The organism is Deltaproteobacteria bacterium GWC2_55_46 (assembly GCA_001595385.3).
Lineage (GTDB): Bacteria > Desulfobacterota > GWC2-55-46 > GWC2-55-46 > GWC2-55-46 > UBA5799.
In genome coordinates, this window is the sequence record LVEI03000001.1 from 1,610,505 (window position 1) to 1,633,676 (window position 23,172).

General features: G+C 54.9%; 22 protein-coding genes. 15 read left to right on the forward strand and 7 right to left on the reverse strand.

Annotated elements, in window-relative coordinates; all coding sequences use genetic code 11:
* Positions 1-331 precede the first annotated feature (331 nt).
* The 3 genes from A2V21_307580 to A2V21_307590 are packed head-to-tail and all read left to right on the forward strand — an operon-like array spanning position 332 to position 2,238.
* Positions 332-670, forward strand: a complete 339-nt coding sequence (locus A2V21_307580; GenBank protein ID OIJ74132.1) for a hypothetical protein — start codon at positions 332-334, stop codon at positions 668-670.
* A gap of 54 nt (positions 671-724) precedes the next feature.
* Positions 725-910 (forward strand): hypothetical protein, encoded by a 186-nt coding sequence (locus A2V21_307585; protein ID OIJ74133.1) that lies wholly within the window; start codon positions 725-727, stop codon positions 908-910.
* 2 nt (positions 911-912) lie between these two features.
* Complete coding sequence (locus A2V21_307590; GenBank protein ID OIJ74134.1) at positions 913-2,238, forward strand: hypothetical protein; 1,326 nt, start codon at positions 913-915, stop codon at positions 2,236-2,238.
* Positions 2,239-2,243: 5 nt separating this feature from the next.
* Here A2V21_307590 and A2V21_307595 read toward each other — a convergent pair whose 3' ends face one another.
* Positions 2,244-3,581: a hypothetical protein gene (locus A2V21_307595; GenBank protein OIJ74135.1), complete on the reverse strand. Its 1,338-nt coding sequence runs from the start codon at positions 3,579-3,581 to the stop codon at positions 2,244-2,246.
* Positions 3,562-5,295 carry an NAD+ synthase gene (locus tag A2V21_307600; GenBank protein ID OIJ74136.1) on the reverse strand — a complete coding sequence of 578 codons (1,734 nt, stop codon included), beginning with the start codon at positions 5,293-5,295 and terminating at the stop codon, positions 3,562-3,564. Before A2V21_307600 ends, A2V21_307595 begins: the two co-directional genes overlap by 20 nt.
* 114 nt (positions 5,296-5,409) lie before the next feature.
* Here A2V21_307600 and A2V21_307605 point away from each other — a divergent pair, with 114 nt between their 5' ends.
* Both A2V21_307605 and A2V21_307610 read left to right on the forward strand, forming a co-directional pair.
* Positions 5,410-6,438: a hypothetical protein gene (locus A2V21_307605; protein OIJ74137.1), complete on the forward strand. Its 1,029-nt coding sequence runs from the start codon at positions 5,410-5,412 to the stop codon at positions 6,436-6,438.
* Between the two features lie 3 nt (positions 6,439-6,441).
* Positions 6,442-7,251 (forward strand): undecaprenyl-diphosphatase, encoded by an 810-nt coding sequence (locus tag A2V21_307610; GenBank protein ID OIJ74138.1) that lies wholly within the window; start codon positions 6,442-6,444, stop codon positions 7,249-7,251.
* A 113-nt stretch (positions 7,252-7,364) separates the two neighbouring features.
* Here A2V21_307610 and A2V21_307615 read toward each other — a convergent pair whose 3' ends face one another.
* From A2V21_307615 to A2V21_307635, 5 genes are all read right to left on the reverse strand, one after another.
* A complete protein-coding gene (locus A2V21_307615) occupies positions 7,365-8,435 on the reverse strand; it encodes a hypothetical protein (protein ID OIJ74139.1) in 1,071 nt (356 codons plus the stop codon).
* A 217-nt stretch (positions 8,436-8,652) separates the two neighbouring features.
* Positions 8,653-8,913 (reverse strand): hypothetical protein, encoded by a 261-nt coding sequence (locus A2V21_307620; protein OIJ74140.1) that lies wholly within the window; start codon positions 8,911-8,913, stop codon positions 8,653-8,655.
* 10 nt (positions 8,914-8,923) lie between these two features.
* Positions 8,924-9,853 carry a TIGR01212 family radical SAM protein gene (locus tag A2V21_307625; GenBank protein OIJ74141.1) on the reverse strand — a complete coding sequence of 310 codons (930 nt, stop codon included), beginning with the start codon at positions 9,851-9,853 and terminating at the stop codon, positions 8,924-8,926.
* A gap of 43 nt (positions 9,854-9,896) precedes the next feature.
* Positions 9,897-10,355 carry a hypothetical protein gene (locus tag A2V21_307630; GenBank protein OIJ74142.1) on the reverse strand — a complete coding sequence of 153 codons (459 nt, stop codon included), beginning with the start codon at positions 10,353-10,355 and terminating at the stop codon, positions 9,897-9,899.
* Positions 10,352-11,812 carry a hypothetical protein gene (locus A2V21_307635; GenBank protein OIJ74143.1) on the reverse strand — a complete coding sequence of 487 codons (1,461 nt, stop codon included), beginning with the start codon at positions 11,810-11,812 and terminating at the stop codon, positions 10,352-10,354. Before A2V21_307635 ends, A2V21_307630 begins: the two co-directional genes overlap by 4 nt.
* Positions 11,813-12,100: 288 nt before the next feature.
* On the opposite strand from A2V21_307635, the gene A2V21_307640 reads away from it, so the two are divergent.
* From A2V21_307640 to A2V21_307685, 10 genes are all read left to right on the forward strand, one after another.
* Positions 12,101-12,406: a hypothetical protein gene (locus A2V21_307640; protein OIJ74144.1), complete on the forward strand. Its 306-nt coding sequence runs from the start codon at positions 12,101-12,103 to the stop codon at positions 12,404-12,406.
* Positions 12,407-12,479: 73 nt separating this feature from the next.
* Positions 12,480-13,511 (forward strand): 4Fe-4S ferredoxin, encoded by a 1,032-nt coding sequence (locus A2V21_307645; GenBank protein ID OIJ75106.1) that lies wholly within the window; start codon positions 12,480-12,482, stop codon positions 13,509-13,511.
* 9 nt (positions 13,512-13,520) lie between these two features.
* Positions 13,521-14,798 carry a hypothetical protein gene (locus A2V21_307650; GenBank protein ID OIJ74145.1) on the forward strand — a complete coding sequence of 426 codons (1,278 nt, stop codon included), beginning with the start codon at positions 13,521-13,523 and terminating at the stop codon, positions 14,796-14,798.
* Entirely contained in the window at positions 14,795-15,604 is an 810-nt protein-coding gene (locus A2V21_307655; protein OIJ74146.1) for a hypothetical protein, read from the forward strand. The genes A2V21_307650 and A2V21_307655 overlap by 4 nt, the downstream gene beginning before the upstream one ends.
* 137 nt (positions 15,605-15,741) lie before the next feature.
* A complete protein-coding gene (locus A2V21_307660) occupies positions 15,742-17,019 on the forward strand; it encodes a hypothetical protein (GenBank protein OIJ74147.1) in 1,278 nt (425 codons plus the stop codon).
* Positions 17,020-17,208: 189 nt separating this feature from the next.
* Positions 17,209-17,799, forward strand: coding sequence for a ubiquinol-cytochrome c reductase iron-sulfur subunit (locus A2V21_307665; GenBank protein OIJ74148.1), 591 nt, complete (start codon positions 17,209-17,211; stop codon positions 17,797-17,799).
* Positions 17,800-18,060: 261 nt separating this feature from the next.
* Positions 18,061-19,263, forward strand: coding sequence for a hypothetical protein (locus A2V21_307670; GenBank protein ID OIJ74149.1), 1,203 nt, complete (start codon positions 18,061-18,063; stop codon positions 19,261-19,263).
* Complete coding sequence (locus tag A2V21_307675; protein ID OIJ74150.1) at positions 19,256-19,849, forward strand: hypothetical protein; 594 nt, start codon at positions 19,256-19,258, stop codon at positions 19,847-19,849. The genes A2V21_307670 and A2V21_307675 overlap by 8 nt, the downstream gene beginning before the upstream one ends.
* 222 nt (positions 19,850-20,071) lie before the next feature.
* Positions 20,072-21,958 (forward strand): molecular chaperone DnaK, encoded by a 1,887-nt coding sequence (locus A2V21_307680; GenBank protein OIJ74151.1) that lies wholly within the window; start codon positions 20,072-20,074, stop codon positions 21,956-21,958.
* Positions 21,959-22,176: 218 nt separating this feature from the next.
* Complete coding sequence (locus A2V21_307685; protein OIJ74152.1) at positions 22,177-23,070, forward strand: hypothetical protein; 894 nt, start codon at positions 22,177-22,179, stop codon at positions 23,068-23,070.
* Positions 23,071-23,172: the final 102 nt, after the last annotated feature.

The following is a 23,172-nucleotide window of genomic DNA, read 5'->3' on the forward strand; positions in this document are numbered from 1 at the left end:
TGTTTTTTCCATTTCAGGCGGGCCGGAGATGCTTGGCAAGGAAACTCATATAAATAAGTTACCACACGCCTTCCAGGCAAGTCAATCTACGCTGGGAGGGGGTCTGGAAGAAAATCCTGCGCTGAATGCGTACCTGGGGGACCCGGTCTATCTATTTGTAAAATCAAGCGAAGCCAGACTCTTTAGGGTAAATATGCTAAATAAGACCTAAATAGTCCAAAATTTTCCTTGCGCTCCTTACGGCTTTGTGTATAATTACACGTAAGCTGCTTAAAGAGAGCGCGGCTGATAAAAATCACGACATAAAGATAAAACTGAGGAGGGTTTTTCGATGCAGCAGGCAAACGTGAGCACAAGCAGGGAGTTCAAGGACGACGCGGTCAACAAGGTCACATTCATAAAGACTGAGCAGCTGGTGCAGGATACCTATTATTTCAAGCCAGGCCAGGTGCTCGACTATCACAGGCATCCGGGCGGAGACCAGATATTCTTCGTGCACGAGGGAGAGGGCACCTATTATATCGATAACGGCAAGGAGTCGACAACAACTCTTAAGCCCGGTGTGGTCGTGCTCGCGCCCAAGGGCGTTTGGCACAAGATCGTGGCAAAGGGCGAGCTTGTCGTATCTCAGGCAACCGGCCAGCCGGCGGGCTTCGAAAAGAGGGCTTAAGCCAACGAGTCAAAGAAACTGCAAAGGGCAGGGGAAAATCCCCCTGCCCTTTTTTTGATACAACGGAACAGGCCGCGCCAAAAAGAGCAGCTCCCTTCCCTTGACAATAACTCACTCAAACAGCTAAAATGTCTCGCCTTCCTGAAGATGCACGCGGGCAGTCCCCGTATTTTCACCGCGGTGAGCATCGACTTTCAGGGGCAGAGGGCAATATACTCCAGGTCCATCTGGTTCAGGTAAAAATGACCTCTCGGCCACGCTATTATGCCTTTTTGAAACTCTCCGTAATCTTAAGCGCGATAGTCTTCCTCGTACTTACCTTATTCATCGACCCGCGAAAGGATATAATAGGCACCAACGACGACGGCAGTTATTTCTCGTACGTGAGGTCCGTTGTGGTCGACAGGGACCTTGACCTCGCAAACGAGTACGAGAGCCTTAAGATAACAAACTTCAAGTACTCTCCCATCGGCCGTCCGGAAAACAAGTATTCGGTGGGGTTTCCACTTACCGTCCTCCCGTTCTACCTTTTGACTCATATATTCGTGCTCATCCTTAACTTCCTCGGGGCAGGTCTTGACGCTACGGGCTATTCCGTCATTTATCAGCTCTCGTTCAGCCTGGGGGCTCTGGTCTACGGATATGCCGGGCTTGTCATCTCCTGTAAGCTCGCGAAAAGATACTTTTCTGATAGGATCTCCTTCCTGTCGGTCCTCGCGATCTTTTCAAGCTCGAACATAATCTATTACTTCATGCGGGAACCCTTCATGTCGCACCTTTCCTCCTTTTTCTCGGTGGCGCTCTTTCTATATATGTGGAGCATCGTGAGGGATGGAGAAGGCGGCAAGGGCGCCTGTTTCACTCTGGGGGCGGCGGCCGGCCTCATGATAATCATCCGGCAGCAGGACGTGACCTTCCTGGCGGTGCCTCTGGTGGACGCCCTTATCGGGTATGCGAGAGAAAGGAAGGCCCCGTGGTTTCTGTCAGCGGGTAAGCTCGTTGCCGCGCTCGCGGGTTTTCTTCCGTTAATAGCGGTGCAGCTTTTCGTGTGGAAGGCGGTCTTTGGCTCTTTCCTGGTCTATTCATACTCCGGAGAATCGTTCATATATGCCGCCTCTCCAAAGATACTGGAGGTCCTCTTTTCGTCGAAACACGGCCTAATAAGCTGGAACCCCATAATACTGGCCGCCCTTGCCGGACTTGTTCTGTTCATGAAGGCGCGACCACGCGCGGGGTGGCTGCTGCTCGCGGCCTTTCTCATGCAGCTTTACGTGAACGCTTCATGGCACATGTGGTGGTTCGGGAACTCATTCGGCCACAGGGCGTTCATAAGCTCTACCCCGATATTCGTGATCGGCCTTTCAGCCTTGATGGACAAGGCCAATAGCAGAGGCAGGACCGCCTGGGCAGTCCTCGGGGTAAGCATCCTCGCGGCATGGAACATGGTAATGGTCCTTGCCTACCTTTCAGAGATGATCCCATATGCCGATTACTTCAGCTGGTGGGAGTTAATACTCAAGCTCAAGGAGCTGCCGGCGGCGGTCTTAAGGAAGATAGCGTCGCTGTAAGGGGATTACCTGACGAGGCCTATCATGACGTCCATCACATTGGCGCCAGTCGGCCCTGTTATGAAAAGCCCATTGACCGGTTTGAAGAAGTTGTAGGAATCGTTCGCGACGAGATATTTTTCAGGGTCAAGACCCAACGCTTGAGCCTTTTTAAGCGTATCGGGCATCGAGAAGGCCCCTGCGGCAACTGTAGGGCCGTCTGTGCCGTCAGTTCCGGCGGCAAGCACTGATACTCCTGTTGCGCCGGCGAGTGTGATCGCGCATGCAAGCGCGAACTCCTGGTTCCTTCCGCCTTTGCCTCTGCCTGTTACCTTCAAGGTAGTCTCACCTCCCATGAGCACGCACGCTGGCCGGCTTACGGGGTTGCCGGAGCCTTTTATCTCTTTCAGGATGGAGGCAAAAAATCCGGCGGCTTCCCTGGTATTGCCGGTTATCGTCGACGAGAGTATGAGTGTCTTGAGGCCCAAAGAGGCGCCCTTCTTTTTCGCCGCCGCAAGGGCTGTAGCGTTGTCGGTAAGTATGACGTTAACGCATCTTTCGAACGCCCTGTGCCCCGGTTTGGGGGTTTCAACAACCGCGCCCTTCGCGCCTTTTCGGAGAAAGGCCGTTATATCCCGCGGGGCCCTGGAGTAGATGGCGTACCTCTTTAGTATCTTCAAGGCCCCTTTAAAGGTCGTCGGGTCAGGGGCTGTCGGGCCGGAGCCGATTGAAGACATGTCGCTTCCGACAACGTCAGAGACGATAAGGGTCAAAACCTTCGCCGGAAAGGCGGTCTCGGCCAGGCGTCCGCCCTTTATCCGCGAGAGGTGCTTTCTTACTACGTTTATCTCGTCTATCGTCGCGCCGGAGTTTACGAGGAGCCTTGTCACCTTCTGCTTGTCAGTCAGGCTTATGCCCCCGGCAGGCGAGGGCACAAGGGCGGAGGCGCCGCCTGTGAGAAGGAAGATGACAAGGTCGTCTTCGCCGGCCCTCTCCGCTATCTTTATTATCCTTTCGGCTGCCGCAACGCCGCTCGCGTCGGGTATGGGGTGTCCGGCCTCCAGGACCTCGATACGTTTGAGCGTCAAGGAGTGTCCGTACCTGGTCACAACCAGGCCGCCTGTTATGCTCTCACCCAATATCTCCTCGACCGCCTTTGCCATCGGGCATACGCCCTTGCCGGCTCCTATGACAAAGATACGCCTGTATGGTCTGAGGTCCAGGGAGATTTGTTTTTTGATCGTGAGTTTTTTTGAAGAAGCTGAAAAACGCAGGTTATTTCGGACGGCGCTATATGGCGAGGCGGCCTCAACGGCCGCGTAGAAGAGCTCCTGGAGAATAGCCTTATCTGCCCCCGTTCTCATATCTGTTGGTTATGGGCATGCGCCTGTCCTTGCCGAGGGCCCTGGGGGTTATCTTGACCCCCGGGGGCGCCTGCCTTCTCTTGTATTCGCTACTGTCTACCATCGAGGCCACCTTCCTTACAAGCTCTTTTCCAAAGCCCATCATGGCGATTTCCTCTATTGACCTGTCCTCCTCGACGTAGGCCTTGAGTATCCTGTCGAGCGTATCATAAGGAGGGAGCGTGTCCTGGTCGGTCTGGTCCGGCCTCAGCTCCGCCGTAGGCGCCTTTGTGAATACCCTTTGCGGGATGAGCTCGCTGCCTTCAAGCTCGTTTAACTTTTGAGAGACCCTGTAGACGAGGGTCTTTGGCACGTCTTTTATCACCGCGAAGCCCCCGGCCATGTCCCCGTAGAGTGTAGCGTACCCGACGCTCATTTCGCTCTTGTTCCCGGTCGTAAGGACAAGCCAGCCGAACTTGTTGCTCAAGGCCATGAGGATATTGCCCCTTATCCTGGCCTGCATATTCTCCTCCGCCTCGTTGGGCCTTGTGCCGGAGAAGGCCTTGCGCATCATGTCAAGGTATCTCTGGTAGGTATCGTCTATGGGTATGGTCATCTTCTTTATGCCGAGGTTTCTGGCCAGAGATGCCGCGTCATCGATACTCTCTTTCGATGTATACCTCGAAGGCATGAGAACTCCGGTGATGTTCTCTTTGCCGAGGGCGAGGCAGGCGACAGAGGCGACAAGTGAAGAGTCTATCCCGCCGCTCAAGCCGACTACCACGTGGTTGAAGCCGTTTTTCCTTACGTAGTCTCCTGTGCCGAGTATGAGCGCCTTTAGTACTTCTTCAGACTCGTTCAAAGGCCCGGCCTCTTTTTTTGCAAGGCGCTGGAGCTTCGTTTTTTTAGGCAGGGCCCCAAGGTCGACGGTTTTGACCTCCTGGGGGGCCATCCTTTTGGCCTCGCGCCTTCTCGGGTCGTGGAGACGGACCATCGATATCGAATCGATATCCAGGTCGGTTATTATCAGGTCCTCTTCGAAGGCCCTGCCCCTGGCGATTATCTCTCCCCTTTCATCGACGACCATGCCCCTGCCGTCAAATACCAGCTCGTCCTGCCCGCCTACGGTGTTGTTGTAGGCGATAATCACCTCGTTGTCCCTCGCCCTTGTGACGAGCATCTCCTCCCTGGCCACGGCCTTGCCAGTGTGGTAAGGGGAGGCGTTTATGTTCACGATGAGCTCGGCCCCTGCAAGGCACTGCGCCCTGGCGGGGCCGTCCGGGTACCAGATGTCCTCGCATATCTCTATGCCTATGGTTATGCCGCCCAGGACGAAGTTCAAAGGATCCGTGCCCGCCTGGAAATACCTCTGCTCGTCAAAGACGCCGTAGTTTGGCAGGTACATCTTGTGATAGACGGCCGCGACCTTGCCGCCATGCACTATCGCCGCCGCGTTGTATATATCGGCCTTCCTGTCGACGAAGCCTACTATGGCGGTTATGCCGCTTATCTTTCTGGCGAGGACTTTGAGGGCCTTGAGGTTGTCGTCTATGAAGCCGGGCTTCAAGAGCAGGTCTTCAGGCGGATATCCCGTAAGGGAGAGTTCAGGGAAGAGGATAAGCCCTGCCCCGGCCTTCTTCGCCTTCCCGGTATAGGAGAGTATCTTTTTTGCGTTGCCCCTGATATCGCCCACGGTTGGGTTTATCTGGGCCATGGCGAGCCTTAATCTGCGCATGGGTAGAAGATTATCAGAAGGGCTTTTACGTGTAAAGGGAGAATGGAACAGAAAAGAGGGAAGGCCCCTTCTTCTTCTTTACAACCTTGCGCAAGGGGTCTATAATCTCCGGCCATGAGCAACCCTTACGCGATATTCGATCGAGCCGAGAGGAAGAGGTCGGTCTCCAGGTTCCTCGAAGCGATACCGCTTTACCTCGAGGCCAAGAGGCTCTCCGGTGTAGATGACGAGCTTAAAAGCGCCTGCTTTTTCTCCCTCGGGGATACCTACCGGATGGTCGGCGAGTTCTCCAAGGCTGGAAGATGCTATCTCTCCTCACGTAAGCTCCTCCTCGCCATGGGAGATGAGGTAAGGGCCATCGACTCGATGGTCGGCCTGGGTCTTAGCCTCAGGGCTACCGGAGAGGTGAGGGAATCGCTTGCGCTCTTTAACGAGGCCCTCAAGAGCTACAAAAAGCTGGGGGACAGGGCCGGGGTGGCCTTTACGCTCTGGGCAAGGTCAGGGGCGCTTCGCCTGAAGGGCGATCTTTTGGGCACGATAGCCGGCTTCAAGGAGGCAAGAGCGAGCTTTTCGCGCCTGCGCGATAAGAGCGGGGTTGGATATTGCCTCACAGGCCTCGGCGGGGCCTCCCGCGTGGCGGGCAAGCACAGGGACTCGAACAGGTACTATACAGAGGCGAATAAGCTTTTCAGGGAGTTAAAGGATACCTTCGGTGTCGCGTACTCCTACTGCGGCATAGCGAACTCGATGAGGATGGTCGGGGACCTCCGTGGCTCTCTAAAGTTTTTCAAGTTGGCCAAGGAAAATTACAGGAAGATAGGCGACAAGGTGAGCTACGCCTATACCCTTTGGGGTGAGGGGACCGCTTTGCAGATGCTCGGCAAGGATAGCGCCGCGCTCTATGACTTCAAAGAGGCGCTCTCTCTTTTCAAAGAGACAAGGGACAGGCGGGGGCTCATCTACTGTATTATGTCAATCGGCGAGATAGATTTTGGAATCAACCCTAAAAAGGGGCTAAGGGCCTTCAGCTCTGCCCTAAAAAAAGCGGAAGCGCTTGGCCTCGGCGTTGAGGCCCGCTATGCCAGGATGCTTCTGGATAAAGCGAAAAAAGATCCGGGGGCGATCCCGCTAAACCTCGCATAGAGAATGGATATCACCCAGGCCCTTGTCCTCGCCATAATACAGGGCATAACCGAATTCCTCCCGATATCCTCCACCGCGCACCTGATACTGGTCCCGCTCATCACAGGGTGGCCTGACCAGGGGCTTTCCTTCGACGTGGCCCTCAATACCGCGACCTGGCTCGCGGTGGTCGTCTATTTCCGCAAGGACATAATAGCGATAAGCCGCGGCTTCGTAAGGAGCCTTGGTGAAAGGTCGCTTAAGGGCAACCACGAAGGCGCGCTCGCGTGGATGGCGCTTTTGGGCACCATACCAGTCGGCCTGGCCGGGGTGCTCGCCCACGATGTCGTAGCAGGCGAGCTTCGCACCCTTGAGGTGATAGGCTGGTCGTCAATAATCTGGGGGCTTGTCCTTTGGGTGGCTGACAGGAACCCCGGCAGAACGGATATCAAAGAGGTCGGATGGAAGGCTGCGATCGCCGTAGGCCTGGCCCAGGCCATAGCCCTCGTGCCCGGCACAAGCCGGTCGGGCATTACCATGACGGCCGGGCTTTTTATGGGTCTATCGCGCATGGCCGCGGCGAGGTTCTCATTCCTTCTTGCTATCGTTGTCGGGGCCTTGGCCGGGGCGAAGGAGGGGGCCGATATGGTAAAGGCCGGGGTCGACACGCCCTGGACCGCCGTCCTCATAGGCGGGTCCGTGGCATTTGTCTCAGCCTACCTTGCGATACATTACTTCCTTAAGATCATCTCCCGCTCGTCGATGGTGCCGTTCGTCGTATACCGTGTCGCCCTCGGCGTCGTCATCTTAGCCTACGCATATTACAATCTTTAAGGAAGCTCTGATTGCTGGTCCCCCTCTTTCCTGAAGAGGGGTCAGGGGAGATTATCTTTGAATGGTTTATAATCCCCCTTAGTCCCCCTTTAGAAAAGGGGGAGATTTCAGCCTCAGATGAGAAACTTCCCGTTCTTCTGAATCGCCTTCCCGTCGAGGTATATGGCCCCGCCCCGCCTCAGGTCCTTTATCATGTCCCAGTGTATGGCGGATGAGTTCTTGCCCCCGGCCCGCTCGTAAGACCTGCCGACCGCGAGGTGGACCGTGCCGCCTATCTTCTCGTCGAAGAGGATGTCCTTGGTGAACTTCTGTATGCCGTAGTTTACGCCTATCCCCAGCTCGCCCAGGAAGCGCGCCCCCTTGTCCGTGCCGAGCATGGCCATGAGGAAGTCTTCGTTCTTGTCGGCGCTCGCCTCCACTACCTTCCCGCCCCTGAACCTCAAGCGTATGCCGGTGACCTCTCTACCCTGGTAGATGGCTGGCATCTCATAGTATATGTAGCCTTCTGCGCTCGTCTCTTCAGGGGAGAGGAATACCTCCCCGTCGGGCATGTTCCTTTCGCCGTAGCAGGGGATGGCCTTGCGGCCGCGTATGCCTATCTTGATATCCGTATCCGTGCCGACTATCCTTACCTCGTTGGCCCTGTCGAGGGCCGCCTTGAGCTTCATCTCCTTCTGCTTTACCTTCTTCCAGTCTATGTTCGTGGCGCCGTAGACAAAATCCTCGTACTCTTCGAGGCTCATATCGGCCTCCTGGGCGAGGCCGTTGGTGGGGAAGTTGCAGAGGACCCATCTCTTGCGGTTGACTATCTCCTCGCTTATCGGGCGGAGCACCTTTGTCCGCTTGCCGACGACCCTGGGGTCGGCGTTGGAGAGCGCCTTCTTGTTGGCCGAGGCCCTTATGTTCACGAAGCAGTCGATTTTTTTGGCCTCGAATAGCCTGGTCGTGGGGAAGAAGGCTATCTGCTCCGGGCTTGCCGTATCGAAGAATATGCTGGATGTCTCCTCGAAGCCTATGCTCGTGAGCGGGTGCCCCCCGGCCTTAAGTACCTCCCTGAAGACTTCGAGCACCAGCGGCTTTGCGAGCTCTGTTGTGGAGCTTATGAGGACGGTGTCGCCCTTTTTTACCCCGATGGAATGATTTACAAGGATGGAAGCGAGCTTTTTTTGGCGCGGGTCGGCCATTATACGGACCCTCCGGTCTTTTTTTTGGCAGGCTGCTGAAAAAGGCCAATCTGCGGTGTCGTCTTCAAAATTCGTCATTGCGGCGTACAGAAAAGTACGCCTCATTCCTCATTTTTCGACTCCTTGCATCTTGACCTTTTTGAGCAGCCTGAACCTGATTTTGAGTTTTTTAGCAACCTGTTGGATTCCACCCCATAAAGGAGTGGAAGTCGTTGCTTCAGTTCATCTGGAACTTATCGATGAGGACCCTTCTCAGCCTCGGCGCGTATACAAGGTCAAAGACCACTTCCTTGCCGGGGAAGAGCTTTAGCGCGTACTCCCTTACCGCCGCGACGTGCCCCGAGGCCTCAACAGGGGTCATCTCCGGTGTCTCAAGGATGAGGGCTATGGTAAATTCGATCATCCTGCGTAGATGCCTGATCCTCTTGTCCTCGTCCTTTATCTCTTCGTTTGTCGGGGGCCTTTCAATCGCCGCCATATCGTTTCCTTCAAGCGCCCGCCGGGATATAAAGCGCGCCCTGCCGCGTCCGCCTTTCCCGCAGAAGCCCTTCTATTTTGTCTATGATCATGAACTTATTTACGCCCCATACAGGGGCGAGGAGAAGCCGCCTGGGGACATCCCCGCACAGGCGGTGGATGATCATCTCCGGGGGCAGCCGCTCAAGGCATTTTACCACCATATCCGCGTACTCTTCAAGGCTGAGGGTCTTTACCTCGCCTCTTCTCCAATCCTCTTCAAGGCGCGTGCCCTTTATTACCTGAAGCTGATGGAATTTTATGCCGCTTACGGGCAAGGCGCTTACAAAGTCCATGGTATTGAGGATATCAGCCAACCCCTCCCCCGGCAAACCGACTATCACATGGGCGCAGACCTCTATCCCCCGCTTTGCCGCCCTCCCGCAGGCGTCGGCGAATTCGGCCGCGGTATGGCCCCTGTTTATCCTTTCAAGCGTTGAGTCATTGGCCGACTGAAGCCCAAGCTCAATCCAAAGATGTTTTTTTGATCCAAGCTCACAAAGGAGGTCAAGGACCTCTTCTGCAAGGCAGTCCGGCCTGGTCGAGACCGCTATCGCGGCGACCTCCGGGATGAGGGCCTCTTCGTAGAGCCTCTTGAGTTCCTCCACGGGGGCGTGGGTATTCGTATTCACCTGGAAGTATGCTATGAAGCTATCCGCCTTGTGGCGCTTTCTTACATACTCGATGCCGCTCAGAAGCTGTTCCCTTACACGGGAGCCGGAGATGAAATCCTTTGGAAGGAGGGTGGAAGAGTCGCAGTAGGCGCAGCCGCCTTTGCCTTTTGCCCCGTCCCTGTTCGGGCAGGAAAGGCCGGTATTTATGCTCACCTTGAAGAGCTTGCAGCCGAAGGTGGATCTAAGGTGGCTGGAAAGGGAGTTGTAGAGTCTGGTTTCTTGCGTCATGTGAGTATTGGCAGGACAAAATCTGTGTTTTTCATCAGCCTGCTTAGTGCAGCCCTTCTCTTCGCACAAGCTCCGCCGCCCATGAGGATATCTTTTCATTGTCCTTGAAGACGAAGCCCCGGCTCCGGTAATGGTAGTCCGAGACCTTGACGACGTATTCGATCCCGGAGACCGTTCCGTCCTCGGAGGATATGGTAGAGATGATGGAATCGTCGACTATCACGAAAAGGCCCGCGAGCTTCCCGAGGACCGGATTGCTCGAGGCCCAGCCTGTATAGTCCTTGCCCTCCTCAAAGGGCTTTATCTCGTAGTTGTTCTGGAACTCAACTACACCGCCACCCATTTGTTCAAGCCTCATCGTGCCCTGGCACCTCCAGAGCTCTTCTCCGTGGGTTATCCTCGCGGACCCGTCCATCTGCATGGGGTTGCCTTGCTGGTCGAAGAACTCGCCTTTTGTGGCCCAGAGCCCTTCCTCGAGAAGGAACGTGTGAGTTATCTTCATCCGCGCCCTTCCCCGGCGGCCCCGTCGTCTCCCACGCCTTTAGGAAGCCCGGGCCTTACGACAACGCTCTTGTATTCCTTGACCGTTACCATGCCGGGCTTGGCGCCCCTGGGTTTTTTCACGTTCCTGGCCTCCGAGTATATCACCTCCACCTTGCCTGCGTTCTTCGCCTTGCTGTAGAACGCGGCTATGGAGGCGGCCTCCTCGATAGTCCGTTTCGTAAGCTCGCCGCCCTTTCCCGCTATCTTTATAAGGGCGTGAGAGCCGGGCGAGCCCTTGACATGGAACCAGAGGTCGTCGCCTGACGCGTATTTCGCCACAAGGAGGTCGTTGCCGAGCCCGCTTTTTCCGCAGAGTATCTCAAAACCTTCTGTCGAGGAGAACCTCCTTACAGGCTCAACCCTCTCGACTTCCTTTACAGCCGCTTTTTCCACCTTTTTAAGATAGCCCCCTCTCGCAAGCTCGTCATCAAGGTCCTGAAGCCCTTCAAGGTCCCCTGCCGCCTCCCATTCATAGACGAGCGTTTCGATGTAATTTATCTCTTCCTCAACGGCAGGCATACGCTCCTTAAGGAGAAGAAGAGCCTTTTTCCCTTTCCTGGCGCGCTTGAAGTACTTCTCTACATTCTCCTTCGCCCCGAGCCTCTCGTCGAGCTTGACCTTGACCATCTCCGGAGGGTCTTTAGTATAGTCTATCAACTCGGCCTCTTTCAAACCCCTTTTAAGGAGATGGAAGTTCGATGTAAGAAGCTCCCCGTTCTTATAGTTTTCGACCTCGGCAAGGGCCCTCATCCGGTCGCCTTCGAGGTTTACAAGTTTTCTCCTTAGTTTCTTCTCCGCCTCCGAGATCACCCGTCTGAGGCCGGTTTTACGCGCTGTAAAAATTTCTCCATCCACAAGCCTTGAGTAGAACCTGTCTGCCGCCATGTTCCAGCTTTCGCCTTCGGTCCTTTCAACGGCCGCCTCCTTAGGGCGCGCTCCGGGGGGCAGGGCTTCGAGCTTCAATCCAGGGAGAACGCCCCTCACAGAGCTTTCAGGGGGGAAGTACCTGAGGGCGTCAAGGACGACTCCCCGCCCGTCGACCAGGATTATATTGCTCGATTTTCCGGTTAGCTCGCAGACGAGCCGCAACGACTCCCTTTCGCCTGAATCTGTTTTTTTACTGAGGTCTATAATGGCTATGCGCTCGAGGTCCTGCTGGCGGATATCCTCTATGCGGGCGTTCGTTATCCTGCTCCTCAGGAAGGCGCAAAAGCGCAAGGGGGCAGGGGGGTTCTCAAAAGGCCTTTCGGTTATATGGATCCTCGAGAGGCTGTGGTGCGCGGAAATGATAAGAGAAGCTTGCGCCCCCCGCGCGAATATCTTCAAGATGATATTGCGCTCGTCAGGCTCAAATACCTTTGATACGACCCCGCCCATGAGCATCTCTTCCAGCTCAGAGACGACCTCTTTTAACAATAGCGGCCCCATGATTTAAAGATTATAACATCTTGAGCGTTCCGACAGAATGCTTAAATAAACCAACACTTGATGGTCTGCCAGGGCCGGATCCAGCACTGGATACTGTATACGAAAACCAGCTTGACAACACAGTGGCGATTGTTATATTATCAAACAATAAATTACAATCGGCGTAAAGTCGGTCTGTCTCACGCTTCAGATCTTTCCAATGCGGTCCACAGTCGTACCGCGCTTCAGCTCCTGATACAGCTTCTACGGGTTTTAAAAGACCGGAGGAAACGGCCAATGGATAAGAAGGATAAAGACTCAAAAGGTCAAGCCGCTATAGATGTCAGGCAAGAGGCCAGGACGTCCAGGCGCGGTTTTCTCAGGAAGGCCATCGTCACAGGCGTCGCCGTTACCGCTACAGCGGGCCTTGCCAAAAAGACCAGCGACCTTCTTCTCAAGGAAGACTGCCAGAAGGCATATCTCGACGACGTGCTCCCCGGGGACAAGGTCCTCGCGGCAAGGAGCTACGTAGTGATGACGAAAGAAGAGAAGGATGCCCTCGTAGAGCGCATGATCCAGTTTCACAAGAACCCGGAGGCCTGATTCCTGGCCTGGTTGAGATATCCGTAGAATATCATGCATGATGCTCAGAACGGATGGAGGGAACGTGTCTGAAATAACGGACAAAGATAAGTCGAACGAGCAGGCGGGCCCTGAGGGGAACTCCCGCCGCGAGTTCTTGAGCAAGGCCGCGAAAGGCACAGTTGCCGCCGCTGCGGTCGCCGGCGCTGGAGCGCTCCTCGCCAACTCCGACACCGCCGAGGCGAAGGCCTCCTGGGGCGAGTGGTTTCAGAAAAACTACCGCCTCATGACCGATGAGGAGAAAAAAGAATCGATAGCCAGGCTTGAGAAGAGGTACACCGAGGAGTTCGGCAAGAAGACCACGGTAGACGGCACGCCTGCCCAGGAAGGGGTGCTCTTCGGCTACGCCCTCAATATCCAGAAGTGCATCGGCTGCAGAAGATGCGTCCACGCCTGCGTCAAGGAGAATAACCAGTCCCGCGACAACCCAGAGATACAGTGGATCAGGGTCTTGAAGATGGAGAAGGGCAACTTCCTCGCCGAGAACATGGACAAGGGCTACCCCGACCCCGTTGGCATCCAGGTCGGCGGGAACGCCTATCAGAACGCCGGGGTTACTCTCGAAGGAGAGCACTACTACGAGCCTGAACAGGTGCCTGAGAAGGGCCATTTCTACCTCCCCATGCAGTGCATGCAGTGCGAGAAGCCGCCCTGCGTAAAGGTCTGCCCCGTGCGCACCACCTACAGGGAGCCGGACGGCATAGTTGTCATCGACTACAACTGGTGCATAGGCTGCAGGATGTGTGTCTCGGCCTGCCCATACTGGGCCAGGAGGTTCAACTGGGGCGAGCCCAACCTCCCGAAAGAGGAGATGAACCCGAACACCCATTACCTGGGCAACCGCCCGAGGATGAAGGGCGTTACCGAGAAGTGCACCTTCTGCATGCAGAGGACAAGGCAGGGAAGATACACCGCCTGCGTGGAGGTCTGCCCGGTCGGGGCGAGGAAGTTCGGCAACCTCCTCGACCCTGAAAGCGAAGTCAGGAAGGTACTGGAGAAGAAGAGGGTCTTTAGGCTCAAGGCAGAGCTCAATACCTACCCGAAGTTCTTCTACTTCATAGATTAGGGGAATAAGATGAAGCCTGTTATCCGTTTTGCCCTGGATTCGTTCCTTTATCTTGTAAGGGGGAGCGCCAGGTACTATGCCTGGCTCATGTTCCTGGGGTTCCTCATGCTCCTCATGTTCTACGGGGCATTCGAGCAGTTCACCAAGGGCATGATAGTCACCAACTACAACGACCAGGTCAGCTGGGGCCTTTACGAGGCCCAGTTCATCTTCCTTGTCGGCGTGGCGGCCGCGGCGGTGACGGTCGTCTTCCCTTCCTATGTCTATCACCATAAGAAGCTTAAAGAGATAGTGGTCCTTGGAGAGATGCTGGCCATCGCCGCCGTCTCCATGGTCATGATATTCATAATGTTCCACATGGGCCGCCCGGACAGGTTCTGGCACCTTATCCCCGTGATAGGGATATTCAACTGGCCGAATTCCTTGCTCACCTGGGACGTCATCGTCCTGAACGGCTATCTCGGCCTCAACGCCATCTGCGGCTTCTACTACCTCTACAAGAGGTATACCGGCCAGGAGGTCAATAAGCTCTTCTACATGCCGCTGGTCTATATATCGATAGTCTGGGCGCTCTCCATACACACCGTGACGGCATTCCTCATCAACACCATGCCATCGAGGCCGATGTGGTTCCATTCGATGATGCCGATCAAGTTCATCTCTACGGCCTTTGCCGCCGGTCCGGCGATGATAATACTCGCCTTCCTGGCGATAAGGAAATACACGAAGCTCAAGATAGCCGATGAGGCGATAGAGACCCTCGCGCAGATAGTCACATGGTGCCTGGGGATCGCCATATTCCTCGGGATCTCGGAGGTCGTAACCGAGTTGTATCCGGCAACCGAGCATTCTTTCTCGCTCCAGTATCTCATCATGGGCAAGCACGGCCTCTCCGGTCTGGTGCTCTGGTACTGGTCCTCGGTGCTTTTCCTTCTGGCGGGCTTTTTCATGCTCCTTTGCCCGCCCTTGAGGAAAAATCACAAGTTCTGGCTCCCTCTGGCCTGCGTCCTGACATTCGCGGGCATATGGATAGACAAGGGCATGGGCCTCGTGGTCCCGGCCTTCATCCCGTCCCCAGTGGGCGAGTTTTCAGAGTATACGCCTTCGGCGATCGAGATAATAAATACCCTCGGCGGCTGGGCAACCGGCCTCTTTATCTTCACGCTGCTCGCGAAGGTCTCCATCGGGGTCCTGCTTGGCGAGTTGAAGTACTCAGAGGATGAGGGCTGGAGCCCCTCAGGCGAGTGGGAGCCCATAGTCCACTCGAACGAGGAGGTGTACAAATGAGAAAGCCTTTCGCTTCTGTATTGACCTACGGCCTCGCCCTGGGGCTTTTCTTCACGGCCTCCCCGCTCCATTCAGAAGATACGTATATTTATAACCTCAAGAATAAGCAGGAGCCCGCGGAATGCTTTGAGAGCAGGGAAGGCTATTCTACCGTGCAGCGCTCCGAGACAACGCCCGGCGCGCCGAACGTGAAGTGCTCGAACAAGACAGGCGGTGTCCTCTGGTGGGGAGACCCGTTTGACGGCACAGAGCCCATGGGGCAGATGCCGGTCGAGGCCGACTACAGCCGTGAAGAGGCGGTCGTAAAGCCCAGACAATCGCAGCTTAAGTACTTCATGCCATGTACCGCCTGCCACAACGGGGAGACGGTGCCCTATCCGAAGAGCAAGAACCCGAGGGCCCTTGCCATGCATCAGGACATAGTGCCTGACGCGATGGATCTGCAGCACGGCAGGGGCGCGATATGGTGCCTCGACTGCCATAATTCGAGGAACAGGGATACGCTCATAGATCACAGGGGCGCCGAAATAAGCTTTAACCAGCCCCAGAAGCTCTGCGGCAAATGTCACGGAGAGGTCTACGGCGACTGGAGGGACGGCATCCACGGCAAGAGGATAGGCATGTGGGATAAGGGCGGCAAGAAGAGGTGGTGGGTTTGCACCGAATGCCATAACCCGCACATGGTGCAGACGAACAGGTTCCAGCCGATCACGCCTGAACCCAGGCCGCAATATCCGAGGACACGCACCAACGCCGATCATGAAAAAAGCCACGGCAGCGAGGCGGCTGCAAAGACAGGCCACTGATACGGTTTCAATCAGGGCCGGGCGGTTTTCCGCCCGGCCTTTTTTATTTTGCTTTTAGTACGTAAAAAATGAATAGCTATAGCTTTATCGGCTTGCAAATTGATAGAATAACGCATCCCGTCTGAACGAGGAATTTCATGTCTTTTGAGGCGCTGATTCCGGTCATAGAGAAATACAAATCAGACAAGGAATCTGTCTACAATACCTGGTTTGTCGAAGGGCAGGAAAGGCTTTGCGCTTTCCGGGCCATTAAGACGGGGTTAAGGCAGGTGATCGAAGAGATAAAAAGCGGCACATTCGGGAACGATTTCAAAGGGTCATCTCTCGAAGTCGTATTGAATTCGATAACCGAGCAGAAGCAGGTCTTCAAAGGGGCTTCCCACGCCTTTTTCTGGAAGCCGAAGCTCCGTATCCCTGATATATACGAGAATGAGCAGAATAAAAGATTCTTTGGACAGTTCCTCGAAACCTGCCTGTGCGCCTGTAAAGAGGAACAACTCCTGTCGGAGATAATCAAGCTCTCTGAAAAGAAGATAAAAGGGCTCGGCCCAGCGGCTGCGAACATATTGTATTTTCTGCACCCGACTATCATACCGCCTTTCAATACCGCTATCCTTGGAGGTTATAATGCCCTTTTCAAGGAAAAGAAAAAACTCGGATCATGGCAGAGCTATCTTGAGATGAGGGAGGTAATCTTTAAGGCTAACAACGAACTTAAGGCACACCTCTCAAAGGACCTTGGCGCTATCTCAGGGCTTCTGTTCGAGATTGGCGTAAACAGGGTCCTTATAGACGGCAATTCGGAAGAGGTGCTTGAAAAAGAGACGGCCAGGGCAGCCTCGATCGTAAAAAAACGCCATGAAGAAGTTTTGCTCGACAAAAAAGAAGACGATGCGCACACAAGGATGCAGTATCTTCTCGTTAAAGCAGGCAAGGCACTTGGTTATGACGTAGCGGTAGCGTCCAATGACCGGTCCAGGGAGTATAATGGAGAGAAGTTTTCGTTCCTTACTCTGCCTGCTTTGCCAAAGATGGAAATATCCGATGATGTCATGGAAGTAGTGAATTTCATCGATGTGCTATGGTTTAAAAAAGGGACGAACGACATCGAATGCGCCTTTGAGGTCGAAAAGACAACGTCTATCTATTCGGGGCTCTTAAGGCTTAAGGACCTGATATATTCGATATCAGATAATAACGAATACCATGTGTTCGTGCTTATCCCTGATGAGAGGGAGCAGGAGATGCTGGCGCAATTGAAAAGGCCCGCTTTTTTCGATCTCAGGGAGAAAAATGTAAGCTATATCCTTTTTGGCGACCTCTGCTGCCATGCCGAAGCGATATGCAAGCTCGGGGATGATTATAGGATATTGAAGAAGATCTGCAGGGATTTGGCAGGGGCCAAGTGCAGTTGAGGAATTTTAAAACATAGTGATATCATCCAAAGGGAGCTTAGACGGGAATTCCAATTGCCAGAGTGGCCTCTGAAGAGTGTTGTTCGGAAGTCCGTGAGAACCCATAATCAACCCAGCCCCTTTATAACCTTACCATCAAGTCTGTTTTCCTTTTTTCTGCTATACTCCGAATAGTCAAACCAGAACGCAATGTCCAAGATAACAGAGCAGATATTGAGCCGCCGGGGCTTTTTGACCGCCGCCGCCGCCTTTTTAGGGGCCATTGGCGCGGCCTTCGCCGCGGTGCCCTTTATCCGGGCTATGAGCCCCACAAAGGACATCCTCGCGGCCGGCACGCTCGAGGTGGACATCTCCTCGATCCCTGAAGGTGGTACCAAGACCGTCATCTGGAGAAAACAGCCGGTATTTATCCTGAGGCGCACGCCCCAGATGATAGAAGAGGCGAATAGAATCGACCCGCATACCCTTTCAGACCCGGCAAATCCGGAAGAACGGGTCGTGGACCCGAAGATCTTCGTGGCGATAGCCATATGCACGCACCTGGGCTGCATACCCAAGTTCATGGATAGGATGCCGGATACCGGCGTTGCGGGTTTTTACTGCCCGTGCCACGGCGGCAAGTACGACAACCTCGGCAGGAGGCTCGGCGGCCCGCCCCCGGAAAACCTGCACCTTGTGCCATATGCCCTTATCGATTCCAACAGGCTTTTAATCGGCACGGAGCGCTTCGCCGGGTATGGGGAGAACGTCAGGAAGGTACAGGAGCTGCCGAAGGTATAAGGAGAGGTTGAAAATCACCTGCCTCTGTTCCAGGGAGGGGCGCTCAGGATATTCGCAGATCTTGTTTTTGAAAAATCATGGGCGCAGGCGTTGCGAGCATGAGGTTTGGGGTGGGACGAGCGAGCCTTATGCCCAAAAAAACCCGGCAGGGCGCAAAAGGTATTTCGATACAGAACTGAAGACCAGGTTCTTTGCTCAGAATAACGGCAAGATGATTTTTGTAAGCACGTTTTCGGTCAAATAACAGCGCAAGGTTGGCAAATGGCCCGTTACCTCGACTGGATAAACCAGAGGCTTCCGGTCTCCGAGTTCATCGACAAGCACATAACCGGCTATCCTACGCCCAGGAACCTCAACTATTTCTGGAACTTCGGCTCTGTCCTCGGCGTCTTCTTCGCGCTCCAGATCATAACGGGCGTATGGCTCTCCATGTACTACAAGCCCGATACCAACGCGGCCTTCGACAGCATCCAGCACATAATGCGGGATGTGAACTACGGCTGGCTCATCCGTTATCTCCACGCCATAGGCGCAACAGGCATATTCTTCTCCCTCTACGTGCATACCGGGAGGGGCATTTATTACGGCTCGTATAACAAGCCGAGGGAGCTCCTCTGGTGGATAGGCCTTCTCATACTGCTCTTTTTCATGTCAGAGGCCTTCTTCGGCTATCTCCTTCCATGGGGGCAGATGTCATTCTGGGGGGCCACCGTCATAACCAACCTCTTTACAGCGATACCGCTTGTAGGCCAGGACCTCGCGGTCTGGCTGAGAGGTGACTTCGCGGTCGGCGACGCTACACTCACGAGGTTCTACTCCTTTCACACTACCCTTGTTCCTTTCGCAATACTGGGCGTGCTGGTAGTACTTCACCTCTCGGCCCTCCACAAGGTGGGCTCGAATAACCCCGAGGGGGTAGAGCTCGACAAGAAGGGTCCTCAAATGGTCCCCTTCTCGCCGTATTACATAACAAAGGACGCGTGGTTTTTAAGCCTGGTCCTGACCATCTTCTTCTATTTTGTCTTCTTCCGTCCCGACGCGTTCATAGAGCCCATAAACAACGAGACAGCGAACCCTATGAAGACGCCCCTTCATATCGTGCCTGAATGGTACTTTCTCCCCTTTTACGCAATCCTCCGGTCGATACCGGATAAGCTCGGAGGGGTTATCGCCATGGGCGGGTCGGTTTTGATACTCTTTCTCCTTCCCTTTATCGACCGCTCGAAGGTCAAAAGCTCAAGGTACAGGCCCGTTAAAAAGGTCCTGACCTGGGTCTTCTACATAGATTTCATACTGCTTGGCTATGTTGGCATGCACGCGCCCGATTCGATCTCGCCGGTGGGCTTCAAGATGGCAACACTCGGGATGATATTCACTGTCATCTATTTTCTGTACTTCGCCTTCCTGCCGGTGCTCCCGTACTTTGAAAGGGCGAAGCTTCCACGGGAGGATAAGCATGTTTAAGATACTGCTCCTTGTCATTATGCTCTTTTCTGTGCCTGCCCATGTCAGGGGCGAGGACCTTTCTATAGATATGAGCAGGGAGGCCAAAGAACGGGGCATGGCTGTTTTCATGCAGCATTGCGTTGCCTGCCACGGCGTTAAATACTACCGGGCACCAGGGTCGTCAACAGGCATAGCCCCGCTCATGGACCCCAGGGCGGCTGAAGCATCTTTCGGTGTTGCCCCGGCCGACTTAAGCCTCATGACATCTTCAAGGGGAAAGGGGGTTGAGGGGGCGGAGTACATATACAGTCTTCTTACGACTTATTACACGGAGAACGGCCGGACGATGAACAGGGCCTTTGCCGAGCAGACCCATACAGATGGGATGATAGCCATGCCCCCGCCCATCCCCATGGACGACCCGGAGCTTACCCAAAAGGCAAATGACGTCTCAGCCTTCCTCTTCGAGGTCTCTAACCCTGACCTCGAAGAGAGAAGGTCGCTCGGCCCCTGGGTCCTCATCTACATGGCCATCCTGACAGCCGTACTCTATGCCCTCAACCGGTATACCTGGAGGGAGCAGAAAAAGAAGATGAAGGGCTGACGTGTTGCGCGCGCTTTAAAGATATCAACAGACCCCCGGACACCCCATAGAGACCGCCTTTCCTGGAAAAAATAAAAAATTCGAGCGCTTTCCTTGACAAAGGCCGCCCCCGTACCTATATTAACCTTAAAGCCGGGGTATGGGCGGGTCATCCGCCAGGACCAAGTACCTGGTTTAAAAGATAAATTTTAAAACGCAGATCAACAGCAGGAGGAGCATAAGATGGGAAAGATTATCGGCATTGACCTCGGCACCACCAACTCGGTTGTCGCGGTAATGGAGGCCGGGGAGCCGAAGGTCATCGTCAACGAGGAGGGGAGCCGCATAACCCCCTCTGTGGTCGCCTTCACCAGGGATAAGGAGATACTCGTCGGCCAGGTCGCCAAGAGGCAGGCTGTTACCAACCCGGAGAACACGGTATTTTCCATAAAGAGGTTCATGGGGCGGAACTTCGAGGAAGTCAACGAAGAGATGAAGATGGTCCCCTACAAGGTACAGAAGGACGACCAGGGCAGGGCGGTAGTCGTATCCGGGAACATGGGCAGGACATTTACCCCGCCAGAGGTATCGGCGATGATACTCCAGAAGCTCAAGAGGTCGGCTGAGGCGTATCTCGGCGAGCCTGTAACAGAGGCGGTCATAACGGTCCCCGCGTACTTTAACGACGCCCAGAGGCAGGCTACAAAGGACGCCGGCAAGATAGCCGGCCTCGACGTAAAGAGGATAATAAACGAGCCTACGGCATCTTCGTTGGCCTACGGCCTTGAGAAGAAGAAAGAGGAGAAGATAGCGGTCTACGACTTCGGCGGCGGCACCTTCGACGTCTCCGTACTCGAGGTAGGCGATGGCGTCTTCGAGGTCAAGTCCACCAACGGAGATACCCACCTTGGCGGAGACAACTTCGACCACAAGATAATCGACTGGCTCGTTTCCGAGTTCAAGAAGGACCAGGGAATAGACCTCTCAAAGGACAGGATGGCCCTCCAGAGGCTCAAGGAGGCCGCTGAAAAGGCGAAGATAGAGCTCTCCTCTACCATGGAGACCGAGATAAACCTGCCCTTCATCACCGCTGACGCCACAGGCCCCAAGCACCTTGTGATGAGGCTTTCGAGGGCAAAGCTTGAGCAGCTCTGCGGCGACCTGATCGACAGGAGCAAAAGGCCGTGCGAGCAGGCCCTGAGGGACGCGGGACTAAAGCCCTCTGACATAGACGAGGTCGTGCTCGTCGGCGGCATGACAAGGATGCCCGCCATACAGAAGCTCGTAAAAGAGTTCTTCGGCAAGGAGCCCCACAAGGGCGTGAACCCGGACGAGGTTGTGGCTATTGGCGCGGCCATACAGGGAGCGGTCCTGGCCGGAGAGGTGAAGGATGTCGTTTTGCTTGACGTAACGCCTCTTTCGCTCGGCCTGGAGACGCTCGGCGGGGTCATGACTACCCTTATAAACAGGAACACGACCATACCGGCGAGGAAGAAAGAGACATTTACCACGGCCGCCGACAACCAGACTCAGGTCGAGATACACGTCATGCAGGGCGAGAGGCAGATGGCCCGCGACAACAGGACGCTCGGGAAGTTCCACTTGATGGGCATGCCTCCAGCGCCTCGTGGCGTGCCTCAGATAGAGGTGGCGTTCGATATTGACGCCAACGGGATTCTCCACGTCTCGGCAAAGGACATGGCCACAGGCAAGGAGCAGAACATAACCATCACGGCTTCGAGCGGACTGGCCAAGGACGAGGTCGAGAATATGGTCAAGGAGGCTGAATCCCACGCCGATGAGGACAAGAAGAGGCGGGAGGTCATCGAGACCAGGAACCAGCTCGACACTCTTATCTACTCGACCGAGAAGCTCCTTGGCGAGAACCGGGCCAAGATACCTGAGGCCGATGCCAAGGGCGTTGAGGATGCGGTAGCTGAGGCCAAAAAGGCCCTTGAGACCAACGAACTTGAAGCGCTCAAGGAGGCGATAAACAGGATAAACACGGCCTCTCATAAGATAGCAGAGGTCATGTACAAGAGCGCCTCAGAGGCCCCGGGAGCAGGGGGCGAAGGGAAAAAAGAGGGCGATGTAGTGGAGGCGGAGGTCGTTGACGACCAGAATAAATGACCTGCCGTAAAAACCTGAAAAGTCCGCTTCATCGATTTAAGGCAGCTTGATATGGCCGGGGCCCGCAACCGGGGCCCCGGCGTTCATGCGCCCCTTTCCAGCCGAAAATTCTCTTCTGAGACTTGCCCAATACCAATCATGCTTGTAGAATTAAGTAGTGGCCGATTTGCCAATAACGGGGCTTCCCGGGAATCGAAAGGCTTAAGGATGTGCTGAATATGGCCAGAGACTACTATGAGATCCTCGGTATTCCCAGGAACGCGTCCGAAGATGAAATAAAAAAAGCGTACAGAAATCTCGCCAGGCAGTTCCACCCAGACCTCCATCCGGACAAAAGAAAGGAGATGGAAGCCAAGTTCAAGGAGATAAACGAGGCCTATCATGTCCTTAGCAACCCCAAGAAGCGCTCAGACTACGACCTTACCGGCAAGGTGGGCTTCGAGACCGGTACGGGCGCGCCTGGATACGCGCCTGGGGGCGTCAACTTCGAGGAGTTCGGCTTCGGCTTCGGCGGCTTTGAGGACATCTTCAGCGACCTCTTCGGCCGTGGCGCGAGGAGAAGGGCCGCCCAGAGAGGGGCTGACATCGAGTACTCCATTGAGCTGGATTTCATGCGGGCCGTAAAGGGCGCGGACGTGAGGGTAAGCCTGCAAAGGATGTCAGGGCCGGAGGTGCTTACCGTGAAGGTCCCGGCCGGGATAAGGACCGGCTCACGGGTGAGGGTGACCGGTAAAGGCGAGGAAGGCCTTGCCGGGGGGCCGCCCGGTGACCTCTACATAATCACCTCCGTGAGGCCGCACCCGTATTTCCGCCGTGAGGACAATGATATCTACGTTGACGTGCCGATAACCTTAAAGGAAGCGCTCTTGGGCGCCGAAATAGAAGTGCCGACAATAGACGGCCCGTCCAGGATAAAGATACCCTCCGGCACACAGGGAGGGCAGAAGCTCAGGGTCAAAGGCAAGGGGGTGCAGGGCCCAAGAGGGGAGCGCGGAGACGAATATGTGGTCGTGAAGATCGCGGTCCCAAAAAAGATAGATGATAAGTCACGGAAACTTATAGAAGAATTCGAAGAGCAAAATCCATATGAACCCCGAAAAGGACTGTGGTAGAATCAATTAGGCGAAAGACCCGTCTGTCCCGGTGAAACTGAAAGGCGTGAGCCGCCATTGTGGCGGCACAGAAAAGGCGATTAGGTAGGTAAACCGAACCTA